Raw genomic sequence first — 19,755 nt, 5'->3', positions numbered from 1 at the left:
CTGCGTTAGCTACTATTCAGCGACTGTACGTGGCTTAATCGGATAGACATTGCTACCGTCACTACCCAAGTTCAGCCCAAGCTTTTGCGTTGCGGCAATCAAGCGCTCTTCGAGTTGACCAAGCTGCGAGGCGACCATGCTTTCGTCCATGTCGATTTCAGCGACCCATCGTTCGATTTCGATGCAATCTTGCACAGCATCAGAAATTCGTTCTTTTTGCTGCGCGACTTCTTGTTGCCGCTGACGCAGGAAAGTCTTGGCCCGGCCGACCTTTTCGTCTGAATAGGTCGCAGCCAAATCCTTGGCCTGCTGCGACATCTGAGCGGCAATTTCCAACACATCCGCTTCGAGCATGCTAAGATCCGGATGATCGCGCAGATAGACCAGTCGCTCGCGAACCGCATCAAATTCAGACTTCATTTTAAAAACACCCGAGCGGTCTGCGGCATGGCAATAGTAATAAGCCTGCGCGACATCCTCCATTTTTAGATGAAACTGGCGGTGATGCGCTTCAAGCGTGGTGACCCGCCAGGCGGCGGGCAAAAACGATGCGAACAAAACAAGCGCCACTGCAGAGAAAATCTGCACAAACTGTCCCGCATTAACATAATCTTGACCGCCAAAGTTCAAAGTTAACTGCAGCCACGGCGCAAAGCCTAACGCACAAGCAAAGGTGTACAGCACAACCACTGCAGCGACAGCCGCAACAACCAACATACTGACGATATTCAACGTACGCGCGAAAACACGCAAGGACACCACATTCATCTTTAACCTCCCAAACACAGGTTAAACATTATGAAATATGATGTTCATAATATGTCGCGCGTCATCAAAAATATGGCATTTCAACCTATTTAACGGGGAAAATAACGCATTTGCCGTCAAATCCAGCAGATTGAACAACCAATCATGACACAATCGGTAATTGTGCAGCACGTAACACACACAAATCGACAACCGAACACAGAATCAACTTTAGAATGTGTCGCAATAAAAAAGGCAGCGGATTAACCGCTGCCCGAAACGCAAAGGATGCGCATAGCTTCTAGATATGGATCGCCTTACCATATGCTGACAGAACACTTTCGTGCATCATCTCTGACAGGGTCGGATGCGGGAAGACAGTGTTCATCAGATCTTCTTCGGTTGTCTCTAGCTGACGCCCAACAACATAGCCTTGGATCAGTTCCGTGACTTCGGCACCGACCATATGCGCGCCCAGCAATTCGCCGGTTTTCGCGTCAAAGACAGTCTTGATCAGCCCCTCGGGTTCACCCAATGCGACGGCCTTACCATTCCCAATGAATGGGAACTTGCCCACTTTGACGTCATAGCCCAACTCTTTGGCCTTGGCTTCGGTGTAGCCAACGCTTGCGACCTGTGGGTGGCAATATGTGCAGCCTGCGATACTTTCTGGTTTGACAGGGTGCGCGTGTTTACCCGCAATGACCTCTGCGACCATCACACCCTCGTGCGATGCTTTGTGCGCCAACCAAGGCGCGCCAGCGATATCGCCAATAGCGTAAAGCCCGTCGACACCTGTCCGGCAGAATTCATCAGTAACAACATGAGTGCGATCGATCTTAACGCCGAGCGCCTCGAGGCCGAGACCTTCGACATTACCGACAATCCCGACTGCGCTGATCACGGTATCGAATTCTTGTTTGACGACCTTGCCACCGGTTTCAATATGGGCAGTGACCTTATCTTTGGCCCGATCAAGTTGCTTCACCACAGATTTCTCCATGATCTTCATGCCTTGCTTTTCGAACTGCTTCTTCGCGAATGCGCTGATTTCAGCATCTTCGACGGGCAGAACGCGGTCCATGACTTCGACAACAGTCGTGTCGGCACCCAAGGTATTGTAGAAGCTAGCAAATTCGATCCCAATCGCACCCGAACCAATCACCAACAGCTTTTTCGGCTGATGCGCAGGCACCAAGGCATGACGATACGACCAAACGCGCTCTCCGTCGGCCTCTAGTCCGGGCAGGTTACGGGCACGTGCGCCGGTCGCCAGCACGATATTCTTTGCAGTAAGTTCCTCGGTACCAGCCTCTGATTTGACCGAGACCTTCCCTTTCGCGGGGATCGTCGCCTCTCCCATGATCACGGTAACTTTGTTCTTTTTCAGCAGGTGCTTCACACCGCCTTCCATTTGCTTCGCAACCCCGCGCGAGCGCTTCACAACTGCGTCCAAATCATAGCCGATACCCTCTGCCGAGAGGCCAAACTCCTTGGCGCGGTGCATCAGGTGAAAAACCTCTGAAGAGCGCAGCAAAGCTTTGGTTGGGATACATCCCCAATTCAGGCAGATACCGCCGAGGTTTTCACGCTCCACAACAGCGACATTTAACCCAAGCTGAGCACCACGGATCGCTGCAACATAGCCCCCCGGCCCCGCACCGATTACGATCATATCAAAGTTCTTCGCGGCCATGCGCTGATCCTCCAAATCTGAAATTAGTTGAATACTAAACTAATTTCTCAGGAACCTCTAGAGACCTTGAGGCATATCAGCCATTTGATGAACGCAAACGTCAGATTTATTCGCCCGATAGCTGTGCTTGATAGGCAGTACGATAGCCACCCGCATCCAAGAATGCTTGCTCTAGCGCGGTTGTATCGCGACCCAAGGCACTGTTTCTATATGGAAAACGGCCAAACTCGCGGATAATTCCACGATGAGCGCGGGCGTGATCAATGTTGTCGGCACCGGTTTGCGGCATTTGTGAATGAAACAACCTCACCGCGCGATCTTGATCACTTAAACATTCTGAATGCATCAATGGCAGGTAGAAAAACTGACGCGCTGGCTCATCGACCTTCATGTCCCAACCGCGCTCGATCGCCATTTTGGCAGCGGCCAACGCGGCCCGATCGCTGGCAAATGCATCTGCATGATCGCGAAACATGTTACGCGGAAACTGATCCATAAGGATGATATAGGCCAAAGTACCATTTGGATATGTCAGCCAAAGCCCAAACGCCCCCTCTTGCGCCTCTGTCCATGTGCTCAAAAAACGCTCACGGATCGAATGATCGAACTCTGGGTCCGACTTATACCAATCTGCTGGCGTGCACTCGTCCAGCCAAAAGGCCAGAACCTCTTGTGGGGATACCATTGTCTAACTCCTCAACCATGTACTTGGTTATTTGGAGCCAAGCAGACATATGCGTTTCGATCAAGCGCACAAAGAACAAACCAGCATATACTTGCCGTCAGGACACAGATGTATCCTCTTCGGCTTCTTCTTCGCCAGCTTCGATAAACACTTCCAACGCGACCTCTGTAGCAACAGCTGTCGAAGCAGCAGAAACAGGGATATATGGCACCGCCTCGGTATCAAGATCACCACGGCTCCGCTGTGTCATCCGGTAAAGACCGTAAAACCCAATCGCGAACATCAATGCCGCAGTGAACAGCCAGTATCCGTTGTTCCCCATGACATCCATCATGCGCCCGACAATCAGTGGGCCAGCAATTGCCCCCAGCCCGTTGACGAATAGGAAACCACCGGACGCAGCGGCCATGTCTTCCTTTTCAAGGTAGTCATTCGCATAAGCCAAGAGTAGCGCGTAAAGCGGGTTTGACATGCCGCCGACAATGGCACCACTAAACACAATCACCCCAAAATTGTCGGGGATCACATAGGCCGCCATAGAGCCCAGCCCCCCGAGAAGTGCCACGCCAATAATCAAAAAGCGGCGATCCACGCGGTCCGAAAACCAACCGATGGGATATTGCAACACCAACGCCCCGACATAGATCGCCGAGACAAAGAATGAGATTTCCCCAACGCTGAGTCCCACACGGTTACCATAGACCGCGGACATGCCGAATTGGGCAGCAAACACGCCCCCGAGCATGAACATCCCGAAACTAGCCAATGGCGACGCACCGATCAAATCTTTGACCCGCATTCGCTTGGTCGCCTCAAATGCGGGCATGGGGCGCGCCGATAGCAGAACCGGCGCGAAGGCGAGTGAAACTAAAACCGACGGAATGATAAACAATGTATAGCCAGAGACGTCACCACGGCTTAGAATCCATTGTGCAAAGACGATCCCGGCCATCTGCACAATCATGTAGACTGACAACGCCTTGCCGCGTGTTTCGTTACTTGAAGCGTCGTTTAGCCAGCTCTCTGCGGTAATATATACCCCGCAAAAACAAAATCCGATGATCACCCGCCCAATGGTCCAAGCCCAAGGTTCAAGCAACATAGGATAGCAGATCAGCACAGCGGAAATCAGCGAACCAAGTGCCGCAAAAACGCGGACATGACCCACACGTCGGATCAGTTCAGGCGTGTAACGTGACGAGAACAAAAATCCGACAAAATACGCCGACATCACAACCGAAAGTGCAAGCGTGCTAAAGCCCTCTTGGTCGCCACGCAGGCCGAGCAATGTACCCTGAAGGCCGTTCCCAACCATCAGCATAAACATCCCAACGAACAAGGCCCATGACCCAGTAAACACCTGCAGCATCGTGCGCCCCTTCTTATTTTGGCAGAATTGCTCCTATGGATGATTCTCACCAAAGTTCATCACACGAAAACGACACTGTCTTGTCTGTTCACGGCGACTTTGTGTCAGCCGGGAAAAGCAGCGAAGCATCACCGTAGCTAAAGAAACGATAGCCCGCAGCAATGGCATGGGCATATATCTGTTTTATCTTGTCTTGGCCCATCAAAGCAGAAACAAGCATCATCAATGTTGATTTCGGCAGGTGAAAATTCGTCATCAACCCGTCAGCGACTTGAAACGTAAATCCCGGCATAATGAAAATGTCTGTAGGACCGGTCCAAGGGGCAATCGCGCCGTCGCGCGCGGCGGTTTCGATCAGGCGCAGCGCAGTTGTGCCCACCGGGATGACGCGCCCTCCGGCAGCTTTAGTCGCATTGATTTCTGCAGCCGCTTGGGGCGTTACCTCACCCCATTCAGAATGCATTTTGTGATCGCGCACATCATCAACCTTCACCGGCAAAAATGTCCCTGCCCCAACATGAAGCGTCACATGTGTAAAGCTCACTCCGCGTTCAGCGAGCGCGTCTAGCAATGGACCATCAAAATGCAAAGACGCTGTTGGCGCAGCGACTGCCCCCGAATGACGCGCCCAATAGGTTTGGTAATCCTCTTTGTCCGCCTCATCTGCGGGCCGTTTGGCAGCGATATAGGGGGGCAACGGCATCGCGCCCACGGCGGCCAAAGCCACGTCAAAATCATCACCGGTAAGATTGAACCGCAAAAACGCCTGACCGTCCGCACGCCCAGTCACATTGGCGCTAAGCTCATCGGAAAACACGATATCCTCGCCGTCGCGAATTTTGCGCAGAGGTTTGATCAAGGCGGCCCAATCGCCATTCGCGCGCGGCTCTAGTAGCGTTACTTCGATCTTGGAATGCGTCAGGCCGTTTTCGCCATTCCGAAAACGCTGCCCTGACAACCGCGCCGGGATCACCTTGGTGTCGTTCAAAACCAGACGATCACCGGGTTGCAAAATGTCCACCAAATCCGAGACGATCCGATCACTGATGTCTTGGCCCCGCGCAAAGAGCAATTTTGCCGAACTGCGTGGCCGTGCCGGGCGTGTCGCAATCAGTTCCTCGGGCAGGTCAAAATCAAAGTCGCTTAGCTTCATCAGTTTATTTCCGGTGGCGGGCGGCGAAATATCTCGCGGAACATTCCGGGCGTGAGCGCCGATAGTGGGTTTACGCTGACCTGTGGGGCGTTTGATGTACCGCGAATGTTAAAGTTGAAGCCGATCAGCCCTTCGCCCCGGCGGGTCAAGAAAGAGCCGATACCATTCACCAAATACAGCGGAGATATCACACCTTGTAGGTCAATTTGTTTGTTCGCCAGCGTGTAGATGCCATCTATCGAAATGCCAAGCCCCGGACCAACCGCGCTTGCCTGCGACACAATCACCTGCTGCGGCGTGAGCCGGAACTGCGCGTCAATTTCATCAAACCGCAATCCTTGACCGTCAAGTTGCTGCAAAAGACCGACAACGCTAATCGCATCAAGCAGGGCGGCAATTGTTGGCGCATTTTGCACGCGTAGATCCCGCACGGCCAAGGTTCCGTCAAATGTACCAGCGCCCCCCGAAGGTAACAATGTGAGCGTCAGCGACCCTTCGTTCGCGTTATCCATAAAACCAGCCGCACGGATCACGGCGCCAGCGTCACTACTGTTAATCTGTACTGCAGAACGGCCGTTACGCGGAGCCACAATACCTTGGATGGGCGCCGCGCCATTCAGACGCCCGGTAAAGCGACCAGAAAAACCATTGGCACTGTTAAAGTCACCACGGAATCCAGACAGTGTGATCCCTTCGGTAATTTGCAATCGATCAAGCGCGATTGTGATGGGGCCGCCTTCTCCGCTGCTCGCACCAAACCGTGCACGACGCAAATCCAATGTGCCTCCGCCGATCTCAACCGCGACAGGCTGCCCCCGTCCACGCCCGCGCAAAGTTATTGGGGCATTCATCCAATTGCCGATCTGCAATCTTGAAAATGTCGCCGCGGCAAGTCCTCCGTTCGATGACAATTGGATTTGTCCTTCAGCGGTCAAGCCAGCACCGCTAATGCGTAGGCGGTCAACGCGCGGCACTGCCCCCAATTGCCCCTCAATTTGCAACTCGCCTGCTTGGCGGGCTGGCTTTGACCAACCCACGGCTGGGATCGCCACACCCACCCCCCGCAAATCGGATGCAAGAGAGAACTGCGGCGCACGCCCTTTAACCAAATCAATCGACAGATCAGCACGGCCACTTCCAGAAATTGTTCCGGGTGGCAAAGCGATATTGAACTCATCCAAAAACCGTTGTGAGAGTTCAACATCGGCCGCTACTTCACTATGATTATTGAGTTCTTCACCAAATTGCTGTTGCCACTGACCGCGTGCACGCACCCCACCCAACTGTATGGGACCAGAGATGGTGAGCGCGTCATTATCAACAGTCACATCAAGGCGCGCGCCAACAAAGTTGCGTCCGGGCACCAATTGATCGCTACGCACGCTGCGCAGAACGCCTGTTAGATCTAGGTCAATTTCCTCGCGCCGTGATCCGCGCTTCATCGGGAATCCAATTCGCCCGCTAATCTGCGCACGCCCATCGGCCAAGGTCACCGGCTTCTCAGCCTTATCCAAAAACGAAAACGGTTCGTGGTTAAGAACTGACAAGACGCCTGTGATTGTCCCGTCCAATGCCAGATCGACGATCCCATCGCTGGGCTTTTGGCGGGTGTCAGGGATGATAAAGCTCGTGCCAGCCGCGTTAATTGGACCGCCCTGTGGGGGCATCACCTGCCCCTCGTCCAATGACACGACAAAGCGATGATCCTCGATAGACCCAACACCGGCCCCGTTATGGATAAGTGGCATGTGACGCATAAATCTGATTTGCGCATCATCAAATTCAAAACCCAGAGCGAGCTCCCGTGGTTGACCGGGTGCCACGCGCAATCCGAATTGCCCGTTGTGCAATCGCCCTTCGAGTAGGTTCTCAGATATCCACTGTCGGGTTTTGGGCTCTACTGTCGGGGGCCAGAACGCCAGCAGCTCTTGTGGAGATATCTCATCAATCTCGCTATTAAGCGCCCCGTGCCATCCATCGACATCTGCGCGAAGATACCCGTGCGAAAGCGCCCGAACAACGCCATTTTGCACGACCATCTGACCGATCTCGGCGCGGAAAGGATCAAATCTAAGCCGCATGTCCAACCCGACATTTTCGACGGTTGGTGTCGCCTCATAAAGCGCCATCGGGTTCAGGGCGATATCTTGGAATTGCAACTGCGCCACCAATGCGCCCGGCAAACCATCTGTGATGTCGCGCAAGAACGCATCACCCTGCGCACGAAAACTACCCCATTCGGTTTCGAGCGCGACATCGGTAAACGTGATCTTGTCGCGCAGTGGGTCGTACTGCAAATATGCTTTGGCGGCGTCAAACCTGATCGGTTGTGTCACCTCGTTTGGCTGTAACGCACCTGCCCCGATCTCAAGCGTCGCATTCAACGGGCCTAACGCGCCATCTTCGTCCAATTCAGTCCGCAGAGCCGCAGAGATCGGCGCATCAACATCGCGCAACCACGTCAGTGCCGCCGATTGCGCGGCAATATCGCTGGTGATCGCATCGTCAATATTCACAGCGAGCTGCGCAGATCGACTGCCCCGTGGGCTGCTGTAAGATAAATTCACCGACGTGACCCCCGCGCGCCCAGAGAGCAAACTGAAATTCCCACGCAGTTCGGTATTGTTTTCTCGCAGATCCAGCGCAAGCTGACCCCCGTCAACAACCCAACTGCGCTGCGCTCGTGCGTCGTCAAAATTGATGACCAGCCCATCGGCGGTAAAGGTTTCAAGCGCCTCAAGCTGCGGGCGTTCAAAGAGCGTATCAACCTGCTCCAACAACCCGGCAACTGATCTTGCTTGGCTCACCTCTGACGCATCGGTCGAAAGCGCTACCGCGACAGTCCCATCTTTGGCGCGGCGCAGATTGATCTGTGCCCCAATCACGCGAACCTCTTGCATCAAGACTTCGCGCTGCAAAATCAGCCCGCGCGGCGACATCATGCCTTCTACCACCGGCACACGGGTGATCATTTCACCGTTACGATCAAATAGCTTGGTATCGACCAATCGAACATGCGGATGCAGGTCACGCCCGATCCGTGCCGTGATGCCACCAAATTCCAACTGCGCACCATCAAGCAACGCATCGGCACGGCTTTCGATCTGAGAAACGATCCAGCTTGGCGCTGTGATTTCGCGGTTGATCATCATCACTGCCGCGACACCCGCAAAAATCAACGGCGTAAGGCACAGCACAAAGAGCGCACGCAAACAAAACAGCCAATGTCGCAAAGTCATGCGCGGCTTTTTCGGCGGCTTTGTTTCTATTGGCTCTTCGGTTTCTTCCACGTTCACTCTGCTTTGCGGCCTCGGAGGTCTTTAACTTTGTCTGTGTCGAGTTAAAACAAAACTACAACCTAAAAAAGGACGCATGATGACCCAACTCTCTGTCGGCGACAAAGCCCCAGCCATCACCCTACCCCGTGACGGCGGCGAAATTGTGAACTTATCCGATTTTGCCGGTAAGAATGTTGTTCTGTATTTTTATCCGCGCGACAATACACCCGGCTGCACCAAAGAGGCGATTGGCTTCACCGAAACTGTTGCTGATTTTGATGCGCTGAACACGGTTATCCTTGGTGTTTCAAAGGATTCGATCAAAAAGCACGACAATTTCGTCGCCAAACAGAACCTAAAGATCGCCCTGCTTTCCGATGAAGAAGGCGACGTCTGCGAGCGCTACGGCGTCTGGGTCGAGAAAAAGATGTACGGCAAAAGCTTTATGGGCATCGAACGTGCGACATTCCTGATCCGTGCTGATGGTACCATCGCGCAAATTTGGCCAAAGGTTCGCGTACCCGGCCACGTCGAAGAGGTACTCGAAGCGGTGCGCGCACTATGACCCTTTCTGAAATGGCAGTCGCCGTTCTCAATACTGCCAATGGGCGCGAAAAAGCGGCACTTTCTCGTAAATTTGCCGCGCAATGGCGCGAGTCACGTGCGAATGGCAACCCCATCGAGATAGGAACGGCCACCCCACCGCTGCGCCCGGCGCGCCCCGAAAAACCAGAACTCTTGGATCCACGCGACGTGCCACACCGGAAACCCGGCACCGAAGAGGGCCGGATCGCTCTGCTGCATGCAGTGGCCCATATCGAACTCAATGCGATTGACCTGCACTGGGATATCATCCCGCGTTTTGCCGACGTCAAATTGCCGCTGGGCTATTATGATGATTGGGTCAAATCCGCGGATGAGGAATCCAAGCACTTTAACCTGATGTGTGATTGTCTCGAAGAACTGGGCAGTCACTATGGTGCTTTGCCTGCACATGCCGGCATGTGGCGGGCGGCGGAAGACACTGTTGACGATTTGATGGGACGTCTGGCTGTTGTGCCGATGGTTCTCGAAGCGCGGGGGCTCGATGTGACCCCCGGCATGATCAATATCTTTAAACAAGCCAAAAACAAATCAGCCGTTGCCGCGTTAGAAGTCATCTACGCCGAAGAAGTTCATCACGTCTCATACGGAGCGAAATGGTTCAATTTTTTGTGTGGACGACATGATCTCGACCCAACTGGCGTCTTTCATGACCTCGTGCGCAAATATTTCCATTCCTCGCTGAAGCCACCCTTTAACGAGGAAAAACGTGCAGAAGCAGGTATTCCGCCTGATTTTTATTGGCCTTTGGCAGAACAGCACAAAAAATAGCAGACCGGATTGGCGACGATCTGCGCAATCACGTCCCTTTCCGGCCTATTCCCGCACCAATCGCGCAAATTTCTTGCAGCGCGGCCTTTGGCTGCTTACAGACATATGCAGCGCTGGTGTGGGGACCGGCACTAATCTTTGGGACGACACAGGACCTCAACGTGCGATCACGACTGACACACACTATCCATAGCGTTTTGGAACGTTGGTTCCCCGAACGCCGCCTCTTTCTTCGCTCAGATACAGAGACACGGTTTATCCGGCTCAGCTCTGAAACGCAGCTTGTTGCGTGGATCGGCTGCACAGTCGTCGTTGCCTGGACCATCGTTGCAACAGCGATCTTGTTGATGGACAGCATTGGCGCCGGAAACTTCCGTGCGCAGGCGCAACGCGACCAGATGACATATGAACAGCGACTAAACGCTCTGTCATCCGAACGCGATCAGCGCGCGCTCGAGGCCGCCGCAGCGCAGGAACGGTTTAACTCTGCGCTACGTCAAATTTCCATCATGCAATCAGAGCTACTGGCCACAGAGGAAAAACGACGCGAGTTGGAAACTGGCCTAGACGTGGTGCAATCCACTCTGCGTGACGCCATGAAACAACGCGAGGCCGCCCGTGCCGAGGTCGCCTCTTTGACACAAGAAGCTGAAACAGATTCAGTTGCCGCACTCAGCGAAGAAGCATCTGGAACAGTTGATCTACTCGCTAATGCTTTGGCAGAAACAGCAGCAGAGCGCGACATGATCGCTGCAGACGCAGAGTTCGCAATTGAGCACGCGCAAGAGGTCGAGCTGGAACTGCGCCTCCTTCAAGAGCGCAATGATCAAATCTTTCGCCAACTCGAAGAAGCGATGCTTGTTTCTGTTGAACCGCTCGATGATATGTTCCGCGCTGCTGGTATGAACCCTGATGACATGTTGAACCAAGTGCGCCGCGGCTACTCTGGCCAAGGTGGCCCGCTCACCCCGATCCAATTCTCGACGCGAGGTGGCGAACCTGATCCCGATGCGCTGCGTGCGAATGCGATCCTTTCATCGATGGACCGCATCAATCTTTACCGTATTGCCGCTGAAAAGGCGCCATTTGACATCCCGGTCAAAGCAAACTTTCGCTTTACCTCGGGCTTTGGGCCGCGCTGGGGCCGTTTGCATGCTGGGACAGATTTTGCCGGTCCGATTGGCACGCCAATCTATGCGACCGCTGATGGTGTCGTCACGCATGCGGGCTGGTCCTCTGGTTACGGACGCCTGATCAAAATCCGCCACGACTTTGGCATTGAGACAAGATACGCACACTTGAACGCGATGCGTGTCAGCGTCGGGCAAAGAGTCTCGCGTGGCGAACGAATTGGTGATATGGGCAACTCAGGTCGTTCGACAGGCCCACACCTTCACTACGAAGTTCGCGTCGGAGGCGAACCCGTTAACCCCATGATCTATATAAGAGCTGGACAAGATGTTTTCTAAATCCAAAATCAATGAACCTGGGCCCAAATCGGCCGACTCTGAAACACCCAAGGCAGCAGACACCGCTAAGCCAACAGCAACTGCTACAGATACCAAAGCGGCCGCGCCAAAGGCAAAGCCTGCGGCTTCTGTTCTTTCCTCTGACCTGCTGATCACTGGTAACCTCAAGACCACCGGTGACATCCAAGTTGAAGGCCAAGTAGACGGTGATATCCGCGCGCACCTGCTGACTGTCGGCGAAGGTGCGACAATCAAGGGCGAAGTTGTGGCAGATGATGTTGTCGTCAACGGTCGTGTTGTCGGCCGCGTGCGTGGCCTAAAGGTGCGCCTGACATCAACCGCACGTGTTGAAGGTGACATCATTCACAAGACCATCGCAATCGAAAGCGGTGCACACTTCGAAGGCTCTGTTCAGCGTCAGGACGACCCGCTGTCAAATGGCTCGAAAAAGATGCCAACAGACGCAGCAAAGTCCTAAAGCTACAACACAGTTTATTTCTAAGGCGTCCATTTATTGGGCGCCTTTTTTTGTTTTTTGACTGACGCAGCGGAATGCGCCCCAATTGTCAGAAAAATGCCCTTTTCGGGTCTGAATTCAGCCGCTTGTTTCGCCGAAGTGTGAAACAGTTCCTGAGTATTTTGATTAACCAGTCAATAAAGAAAATTCGCCTCACATATGGAGAAACCAGTGAACTATTTCAAACCCGCCGTGCGGGCTCTATCCGTTAGCATTGCTGCAATGGGCTTTACGATTTCCGCGCAAAGCGCTGCGGCCCAAGAAATCTCCTGCGGAGGCCCTTACACGATTTCTTCCGGTGACTCGCTTTCTGGCATCGCCAAGCGGGTCTACGGATCCGCTGCAGATTTCCAAATCATCTATAGTGCGAACGTCGATGCGATTGGTCCAAATCCCGGCCTTATTTCACTGGGTCAGCAAATCTATATCCCCTGCCTCGGCGGTGAAGCAGAATCTGACGCTGATGAATCCCTTATTCGTAAGGTCGTAACAACTGAACAGCTCGCCGCGCCAACAGGCAATGGGGTGCGCGTCGTTACCGCGACCGACTGGGCCCCCTACTTTGACGAAAGCCAAGAGCAAGGCGGCATGATCACAGAGCTGACAAACGTTGCTCTGGCTGCGGCAGATGGCAACCCTGAGTACAAGATCGACTTTATCAACGACTGGGGTTCACACCTTCAGCCATTGCTGACAGATCATGCCTATGACTTTGCAACGGCTTGGTATGAACCACCATGTGAACTTATCGATCAATTGGGCGACGATGCCAAGTTCCGCTGCAATAACTTTGAATGGTCAGATCCGATGTTCGAAATTCTGCTCGGCTATTTTGGTCGCGCAAACGAACCACTGCCTGCGACACATGCGGAACTGGCTGGCCTGAGCATTTGTCGTCCGGACGGCTATGAGACATTTGTTCTCGAAGAAGACGGGCTGGTCGAGCCTGCAATTACATTTGGCCAAGAGGGTCTGATCACCGGCTGCATGGCGGGCCTCCTAGATGGCACATATGATGTCGTCGTAATTGCGGTTGATCCCGGTCAGGGCGCAGTCATGGAACTGGGTGCACAAGACCAGATCATGCTGAACGAGCAACTGACAAAGGTCATGAACCTTAGCCCAGTGATCGCAAAGTCAAACCCACGCCGCGAAGAAATGCTGGGCATGATGAACAGCGGTATTGCTGCAATCAAAGCAGACGGTCAGTGGTTCGAAATCGTGAACCGCCACCTGTCAGCGCACCGCGCGCAAACGCAATAAACTGAGAGACACAAACACACAGGGCGCCAAATTTGGCGCCCTTTTTCATTTGAATATTTGACCCGATTATTCGGCGTTCGCCTCGGCACGGCTTTTCCCAGATACGTCCAGCGCCAAAGTTGCCGCCATAAAGCCGTCCAGATCACCATCAAGCACACCTTTGGTATCTGATGTTTCATGCGAGGTACGCAGGTCTTTGACCATCTGATAAGGTTGGAGAACATACGACCGGATCTGGTTGCCCCAGCCTGCGTCGCCAGCGTTTTCATGCGCTTCGTTCACAAGTGCAGACCGTTTGTCCAATTCGATCTGATAGAGCCGCGATTTCAAAGCCTTCATCGCGATGTCGCGGTTCTGGTGTTGCGATTTTTCCGAGCTTGTCACAACGATCCCGGTCGGGTGGTGCGTGATCCGCACCGCAGAGTCAGTCGTGTTTACGTGCTGACCACCTGCACCCGAAGAGCGATATGTATCAATCCGGATATCTGCCGGGTTCACTTCGATCTCGATGTTGTCGTCGACCACCGGGTAGACCTTTACCGAGGTAAACGAGGTATGCCGTTTGGCCGCGCTATCAAATGGCGAAATGCGCACAAGACGGTGCACGCCGCTTTCGGATTTCAGCCAGCCATAAGCATTATGTCCGCTAATCTTGTAGGAAGCAGACTTGATCCCCGCTTCGTCACCGGCTTGTTCGGATTGCAGTTCAACCTTGTAGCCCTTTTTCTCGGCCCAACGCACGTACATCCGCGCCAGCATGTTGGCCCAATCGCAGCTCTCGGTCCCGCCTGCCCCGGCATTGATTTCCAAGAAAGTATCGTTTGCATCGGCTTCACCGTCGAGAAGCGCCTCAAGCTCTTTTTGGGCTGCTTTGTCGCGAAGTGCGATCAAACTATTTTCAGCCTCGGTGACGACCTCGGCGTCGTCTTCCATTTCGCCCAGTTCGATCAACTCGATATTGTCGTTCAAGTCCTGCGCGATACTGTCGTAGTTCGCCATCGCATCGACCAGCAATTGCCGATCACGCATCAGCTTTTGCGCGGCTTCAGGGTCATCCCACAAGGTGGGATCCTCAACGCGGGCGTTGAATTCCTCAAGCCGATGCGGGGCGGTCTCACGATCCATCCGCTGCGCAAGCAAGCTCAGCGACTTTTCAATCGCGTCAACTGTTGTCTGAATTTCTGCGCGCATGCGGCACCTATGTAAGTCAGTCTAATCTTATGGGGTATTACAGTGCGCCGCGCGCGCCCACAAGCAGGTGGTCAGTAAAGACCACCTGTTGAAAGTGTCCCAAAGGTTGCCTTGGGCCCCACCGTCGCGGTTTCACCTGTTGATGTCGTGACCTGACGCCCTTGGCGCGGCACCTCGTCAAACAGGGGCAAATCACCCGCCATTGCAAAGCCACCGTCAAACATGATCCCAAACAATGGTTCTTCACCAGGGCGGAAACACTCTGCAATCACGTTTTCGCCAGACGTGCCATCTGGCAGACGCGCACCGCTGTAGCGATCAATATTAATGAATTGGCAATCCTCAGGTGGCGTAAACGGCCCTGCCCCATATTGTTCGATGGCATCACCCATAAAGCGATTAAACACTGGCCCGCAAATTCCGCCACCAGAGGCACCGCGCCCAAGACTGCGTGGCGTGTCATAGCCGATGTAACAGCCCGCGACGATATTGGACGAAAAGCCAACGAACCAGACGTCTTTGGCATCGTTGGTCGTACCTGTTTTGCCCGCAATCGGTACAGGCAGGTTAATCGCACTACTTGCTGTACCGCGTTGCACAACACCGCGCATCATCGAGGTCAACTGATAGGCTGTAATCTCGTTCATTACCCGGTCACGGTTTGACGTAATCCGCGGTGCAAAACCTTCGGGGATGTAGGCGTTCGCGCAGTCTTCGCAGATCCGCTGGTCGTGGCGATAAACGGTGTTGCCGTAACGATCTTGGACGCGGTCAACCAATGTTGGTTCAACACGTTCACCCCCATTTGCAAACATCGCGTAGGCGGCAACCATCTTGAACAATGTGGTCTCGTCAGCACCCAGTGACGCGGCAAGCCCTTGGTTCATGTTCTCGTAGACGCCAAAGCGTTCAGCATATTGCGCTACGGTATCCATCCCGATCTCTTGGGCGAGCCGGATCGTCATCAGGTTACGCGACCGTTCAATCCCGGTCCGCAATGGGGTCGGTCCATAAAACTGGTTAGACGCGTTTTTTGGCCGCCATACGCCTTGAGGCGTATTGATGGTAATCGGCGCGTCGACAACGATAGTTGCCGGGGAATATCCGCTATCCAACGCCGCCGCATAGACAAACGGTTTAAACGAAGAACCCGGCTGACGCTGCGCCTGTGTTGCACGGTTAAAGACGGAATACTGATAGCTAAAACCGCCCTGCATCGCGATCACACGGCCCGTGTTCACATCCATCGCCATAAAGCCACCTTGGACTTCGGGAACTTGCCGTAGCGTCCAGCGAATAAACGATCCGTCACTATCAGCGGTCATCCGGCGCACATGGACCACATCACCAAGGTTGAAATTGTCAAAGAAGTTGCCGCGCATCCATTCGATATCGCGACGCGGCACTACAAATGGTTCCGCTTCGGTTTCGGTCACACCTTCAATGCCAAGGCGCAGCTGATTTTCCTCGACCGCGAGAACAACTGCCGGATACCACTGCGACTGTAAATTGATGTCGCGTGCAACTTTGACATCGGCCAGTGCTGCGCGCCATTGTTCCTCAGTCGCGAGCTGATCCTCTGGAATGGTTTTGCCTGTCCCGCGCCATTGCGCAGTCCCGCGATCATATTCCTCGAGCGCTTGCTGCAATGAATGCGCGGCGCTGACCTGAAGCTCTGGGTCCACGGTCGCACGAATAGAAAGCCCGCCGGAAAAGAATTCATCCTCACCAAAGTTCTGCGACAGCTGACGACGAATTTCATCGGTGAAATAGTCACGCGGTGGCAAATCTTCCTGATAGCTTGGGAAATCACCGTTTTGCACGGTGCGCAGCGGGTCATTCAGTGCTTCGGTCAATTCTGCTTGGGTCAGGTAGCCATTTTCAAACATCTCGCGCAGAATAAAGTTCCGACGTGCAATCGCAGCGTCCCGATTGCGCACCGGGTGATAACTATAGGGCGCCTTGGGATGAACGGCGAGAAATGCGGCCTCTGCGGGTGTCAGCGCAGACAGCGGTTTGTTGAAATATGACCGCGCCGCTGCGGTCACACCAAAGGACCGCACACCAAGGTCAATCTCTGTTAGGTAAAGCTCTAGAATTTGCTCTTTGCTCATCGCGCCTTCGATTCGCGTGGCGAGAATGATTTCTTTGATTTTTCGCTCGAGCGTGGTGGAGCCATCCAGCAAGAAGTTCTTCATCACCTGCTGGGTAATGGTCGACGCACCGCGCAGGTTTTCACCGCGCGATGTCACGGCCTCTACGATCGCGGCCAGAATACCGCGCGGATCATAGCCACCGTGTGTGTAAAAATTCTTGTCCTCAGCCGAGATAAAAGCCTGTTTTACCAGATCGGGAATTTCCTCGGCTGGTGTAAACAAACGACGTTCAGCGGCAAACTCATCAATAATCTGACCTTCGTTCGAATAGATACGGCTGATAATCTTTGGCTGATAGCGCGCTAGCGTTTCATAGGTCGGCAGGTCCTGACCATACATAAAAAACACGGCGCCCAGCGTCAGTGCGCCCATAATCAGGCCAAGGGTCAGCAGAGTGAAAATTCCGCCGATGAAAGAGAAAATAAAGCGCAACACGGGTGTTATATATCCTATGGTTTCGGCTTTGGCTTATACGCCTCTGCCCGCAAATGGTCAAAAGCCCAAATGGGCAGATACCGTGCAGTTCATCACGATTTACTGAACAAATTCTTGGATAGCATTCCGGATCGCCGCGACAATGCGCGACCGACCGCCGACATCAGTAAGCCGCGCGCGGTCTTGTGCGTTCGACAAAAATCCAACTTCGAGCAACACACTTGGAAAGTCAGCCGGGGTGAGCACGGCCAATTGACCGTGGCGGTGTGGGCGGCTGTTGACGTGAACACCCGTTTCACGCATCTGCGCGATCAAGATTTCCGCAAACGCGCGCCCTTTTGGCCCGGTTTCAGATCGCGCCAAATCCATCAAGACGCTTGCCACATCATCCCCGTGATCCACCAGATCAACACCCGCGAGCAGATCGCCACGCGCGTGCCGTTCTATCATCCTCTGCGTCGCATCAGACCCGCCACCTTGGGATAAAGTGTATACAGATGCACCACTTGCATCGTCTTCTTCAAGTGCATCAGCGTGCAGAGAAATGAATAGATCGGCCCCGACGGCCCGCGCAAAGGTCACGCGCGCGTCCAATGGTACGAACAAATCCTGATCACGTGTCATGACTGCAGTGACACCTTCGATTTGATTGATCGCCTGCGCAACTTCCAATCCCAAGAGCCGCATCAACTCAGCCTCTTTAATGCCGCCGCGCAAGGCGCCCGGATCAATGCCCCCGTGCCCCGGATCGATAACAACGATAAATCCGGCATCCTCGGAATGGACCAACGGCACAGGCACGGGGTCGAATACCATTGCTTGCGACGGCGCCCCTGCATCCACCGCGAATGATTTCGCGTCCGTGCGCCCCAACACGATGTTCAATAAGACGCCGTCATCTGCCCGTTTCATCGCGGCTTCTTCGATGGCCAAGGGTCGGGCCAAATCCACGATCATCCGCGACCAATCTTGGTTCAACGCGCCAAAGTGCACCCCCTTTGCACGATCACCCGACAACAATGTTTCGGGCGAAACATCTGGCCATTCTGCGCCCTCGATATCCACCACCAAACGGCGCGGATTATCCAATGTAAACAAACGGTAAGGCGTCACATCTGAGAGCGCCACTTGAACTTCGAGCGTCCACCAACCATCACGCACTGCGGTGCGGTCAGCATCAATTGCGACTTGGGCAAACGCCGGAACGCACCAGCACATCAACAGACATATCGCGCGGATCACCCTTTGCGTCCTTTCATAAATGCGGCGATGCGGTCCAGCCCCTCGCGAATATCATCTGTTCCACGCGCATATGAAAAGCGCAGCCAATGATGACCACGTTGCGCGTCAAAATCGAGGCCCGGCGTCACAGCAACCCCTGCCTCTTTGAGAATGTCAGCAGCAAAGACCAATGCGTTGTCGGTATACTCAGACACATCGACATAGATATAAAACGCGCCATCCGGCGGAGCAAAGCGGTTCAACCCCGCCGCACGCAAGCCATCAATCATCAATGCACGGTTGGCAGCGTAGACTTCTTTGTTGCGCTCTAACTCTTGGGGGCAATCCATCGCGTGCAGCGCCAGGCGTTGAGCAGCATGTGGTGCGCAAATAAACATATTCTGCGCTAAACGCTCAACGCGCCGCACGTGATCATCTGGGACAACCATCCAACCAACGCGCCAGCCGGTCATCGAGAAATACTTGGAAAATGAATTCACCACATAGGCGTCATTCGTGACCTGCAAGGCTGTTACCGGGGGAACATCGTAGTCGATACCGTGGTAAATTTCGTCCGAAACTAGCGCCGCATCGGCGGACTGACAGGCCGCCGCTAACGCCGCGATTTCTTTGCTGTTCAGCATAGTGCCTGTGGGGTTGGCAGGCGACGCAACGATCAACCCGGCGAGATCATGTTCCGCGACATCAGTCGGCACAGGCTGAAAGCGCTGCGACAGCGTCGTCGGAATATCCACGGGCGTTAAACCAACAGCTTTCAGAATTTGCCGATAGGACGGGTAGCATGGCGTGCCCAATCCCACACGTTCGCCATTGTCGAACAGCGCCGAAAAGGCGAGCAAGAACGCCCCCGACGCCCCGCTTGTTACCACAACACGCTGCGGATCCAGATCAACGTTGTACCAATCTTGATAGTGCCGCGCGATGCGTGCACGCAGCTCTGGCAGGCCAAGACCGACGGTATAACCCAATGGATCGTCCAACTCTCGGGCCAGCTTTTCGCGCGCCGCCTTGGGGGCGCCTGTGCTCGGTTGGCCAACCTCCATATGGATAATATGACGTCCGGCTGCCTCGGCTTGGCGCGCAGCCTCCATAACGTCCATAACTATAAATGGGTCGACTTCGCCCCGCGATGAATGCCGCATAGTCCTGCCTATCGTTTCTTTGGCCCTGTTTGCCTCTC

The 19,755-nt window shown here is 54.1% G+C and carries 15 protein-coding genes; 5 read left to right on the top strand and 10 right to left on the bottom strand.

Going from position 1 to position 19,755, the window contains the following annotated elements; genetic code table 11:
* Window positions 1–12: 12 nt before the first annotated feature.
* The 6 genes from TW80_RS03510 to TW80_RS03485 all read right to left on the bottom strand — a co-directional run bounded on the left by TW80_RS03510 (window position 13) and on the right by TW80_RS03485 (window position 8,940).
* Window positions 13–768: a hypothetical protein gene (locus TW80_RS03510; protein WP_045995943.1), complete on the bottom strand. Its 756-nt coding sequence runs from the start codon at window positions 766–768 to the stop codon at window positions 13–15.
* A 280-nt stretch (window positions 769–1,048) separates the two neighbouring features.
* Entirely contained in the window at window positions 1,049–2,443 is a 1,395-nt protein-coding gene (lpdA, locus tag TW80_RS03505) for a dihydrolipoyl dehydrogenase (protein ID WP_045996990.1), read from the bottom strand.
* A gap of 106 nt (window positions 2,444–2,549) precedes the next feature.
* Window positions 2,550–3,128, bottom strand: coding sequence for a DUF924 family protein (locus tag TW80_RS03500; RefSeq protein ID WP_045995942.1), 579 nt, complete (start codon window positions 3,126–3,128; stop codon window positions 2,550–2,552).
* A 97-nt stretch (window positions 3,129–3,225) separates the two neighbouring features.
* Window positions 3,226–4,497 carry an MFS transporter gene (locus TW80_RS03495; protein ID WP_045995941.1) on the bottom strand — a complete coding sequence of 424 codons (1,272 nt, stop codon included), beginning with the start codon at window positions 4,495–4,497 and terminating at the stop codon, window positions 3,226–3,228.
* A gap of 88 nt (window positions 4,498–4,585) precedes the next feature.
* Complete coding sequence (queA, locus tag TW80_RS03490; protein WP_045995940.1) at window positions 4,586–5,650, bottom strand: tRNA preQ1(34) S-adenosylmethionine ribosyltransferase-isomerase QueA; 1,065 nt, start codon at window positions 5,648–5,650, stop codon at window positions 4,586–4,588.
* The gene (locus TW80_RS03485) at window positions 5,650–8,940 is read right to left on the bottom strand and encodes an AsmA-like C-terminal region-containing protein (protein WP_239450483.1); all 3,291 of its coding nucleotides are present in this window, start codon (window positions 8,938–8,940) and stop codon (window positions 5,650–5,652) included. Before TW80_RS03485 ends, queA begins: the two co-directional genes overlap by 1 nt.
* Before the next feature lie 85 nt (window positions 8,941–9,025).
* On the opposite strand from TW80_RS03485, the gene bcp reads away from it, so the two are divergent.
* The 5 genes from bcp to TW80_RS17580 all read left to right on the top strand — a co-directional run bounded on the left by bcp (window position 9,026) and on the right by TW80_RS17580 (window position 13,551).
* On the top strand, window positions 9,026–9,493 hold the full coding sequence (gene bcp / locus TW80_RS03480; RefSeq protein WP_045996988.1) for a thioredoxin-dependent thiol peroxidase: 468 nt from the start codon (window positions 9,026–9,028) through the stop codon (window positions 9,491–9,493).
* Complete coding sequence (locus tag TW80_RS03475; RefSeq protein ID WP_045995939.1) at window positions 9,490–10,302, top strand: ferritin-like domain-containing protein; 813 nt, start codon at window positions 9,490–9,492, stop codon at window positions 10,300–10,302. The genes bcp and TW80_RS03475 overlap by 4 nt, the downstream gene beginning before the upstream one ends.
* A gap of 161 nt (window positions 10,303–10,463) precedes the next feature.
* A complete protein-coding gene (locus TW80_RS03470; RefSeq protein WP_045996987.1) occupies window positions 10,464–11,771 on the top strand; it encodes a M23 family metallopeptidase in 1,308 nt (435 codons plus the stop codon).
* The gene (locus TW80_RS03465) at window positions 11,761–12,249 is read left to right on the top strand and encodes a bactofilin family protein (RefSeq protein ID WP_045995938.1); all 489 of its coding nucleotides are present in this window, start codon (window positions 11,761–11,763) and stop codon (window positions 12,247–12,249) included. The genes TW80_RS03470 and TW80_RS03465 overlap by 11 nt, the downstream gene beginning before the upstream one ends.
* A 210-nt stretch (window positions 12,250–12,459) precedes the next feature.
* Window positions 12,460–13,551: a LysM peptidoglycan-binding domain-containing protein gene (locus TW80_RS17580; RefSeq protein WP_162197149.1), complete on the top strand. Its 1,092-nt coding sequence runs from the start codon at window positions 12,460–12,462 to the stop codon at window positions 13,549–13,551.
* Between the two features lie 66 nt (window positions 13,552–13,617).
* Here the strand turns inward: TW80_RS17580 and prfB are convergent, their stop codons facing one another.
* The 4 genes from prfB to TW80_RS03440 form a co-directional block, all read right to left on the bottom strand.
* Window positions 13,618–14,742: a peptide chain release factor 2 gene (prfB, locus tag TW80_RS03455; RefSeq protein WP_045995937.1), complete on the bottom strand. Its 1,125-nt coding sequence runs from the start codon at window positions 14,740–14,742 to the stop codon at window positions 13,618–13,620.
* A gap of 71 nt (window positions 14,743–14,813) precedes the next feature.
* Window positions 14,814–17,333 carry a penicillin-binding protein 1A gene (locus TW80_RS03450; RefSeq protein ID WP_045995936.1) on the bottom strand — a complete coding sequence of 840 codons (2,520 nt, stop codon included), beginning with the start codon at window positions 17,331–17,333 and terminating at the stop codon, window positions 14,814–14,816.
* A 99-nt stretch (window positions 17,334–17,432) separates the two neighbouring features.
* Window positions 17,433–18,575 carry an N-acetylmuramoyl-L-alanine amidase gene (locus tag TW80_RS03445; RefSeq protein ID WP_239450482.1) on the bottom strand — a complete coding sequence of 381 codons (1,143 nt, stop codon included), beginning with the start codon at window positions 18,573–18,575 and terminating at the stop codon, window positions 17,433–17,435.
* The gene (locus TW80_RS03440; protein WP_045995934.1) at window positions 18,572–19,717 is read right to left on the bottom strand and encodes a pyridoxal phosphate-dependent aminotransferase; all 1,146 of its coding nucleotides are present in this window, start codon (window positions 19,715–19,717) and stop codon (window positions 18,572–18,574) included. Before TW80_RS03440 ends, TW80_RS03445 begins: the two co-directional genes overlap by 4 nt.
* Window positions 19,718–19,755: the final 38 nt, after the last annotated feature.

This window comes from Loktanella sp. S4079, from assembly GCF_000967725.1.
Lineage (GTDB): Bacteria > Pseudomonadota > Alphaproteobacteria > Rhodobacterales > Rhodobacteraceae > Yoonia.
This window is presented reverse-complemented; position numbering and strand designations above follow the sequence as displayed.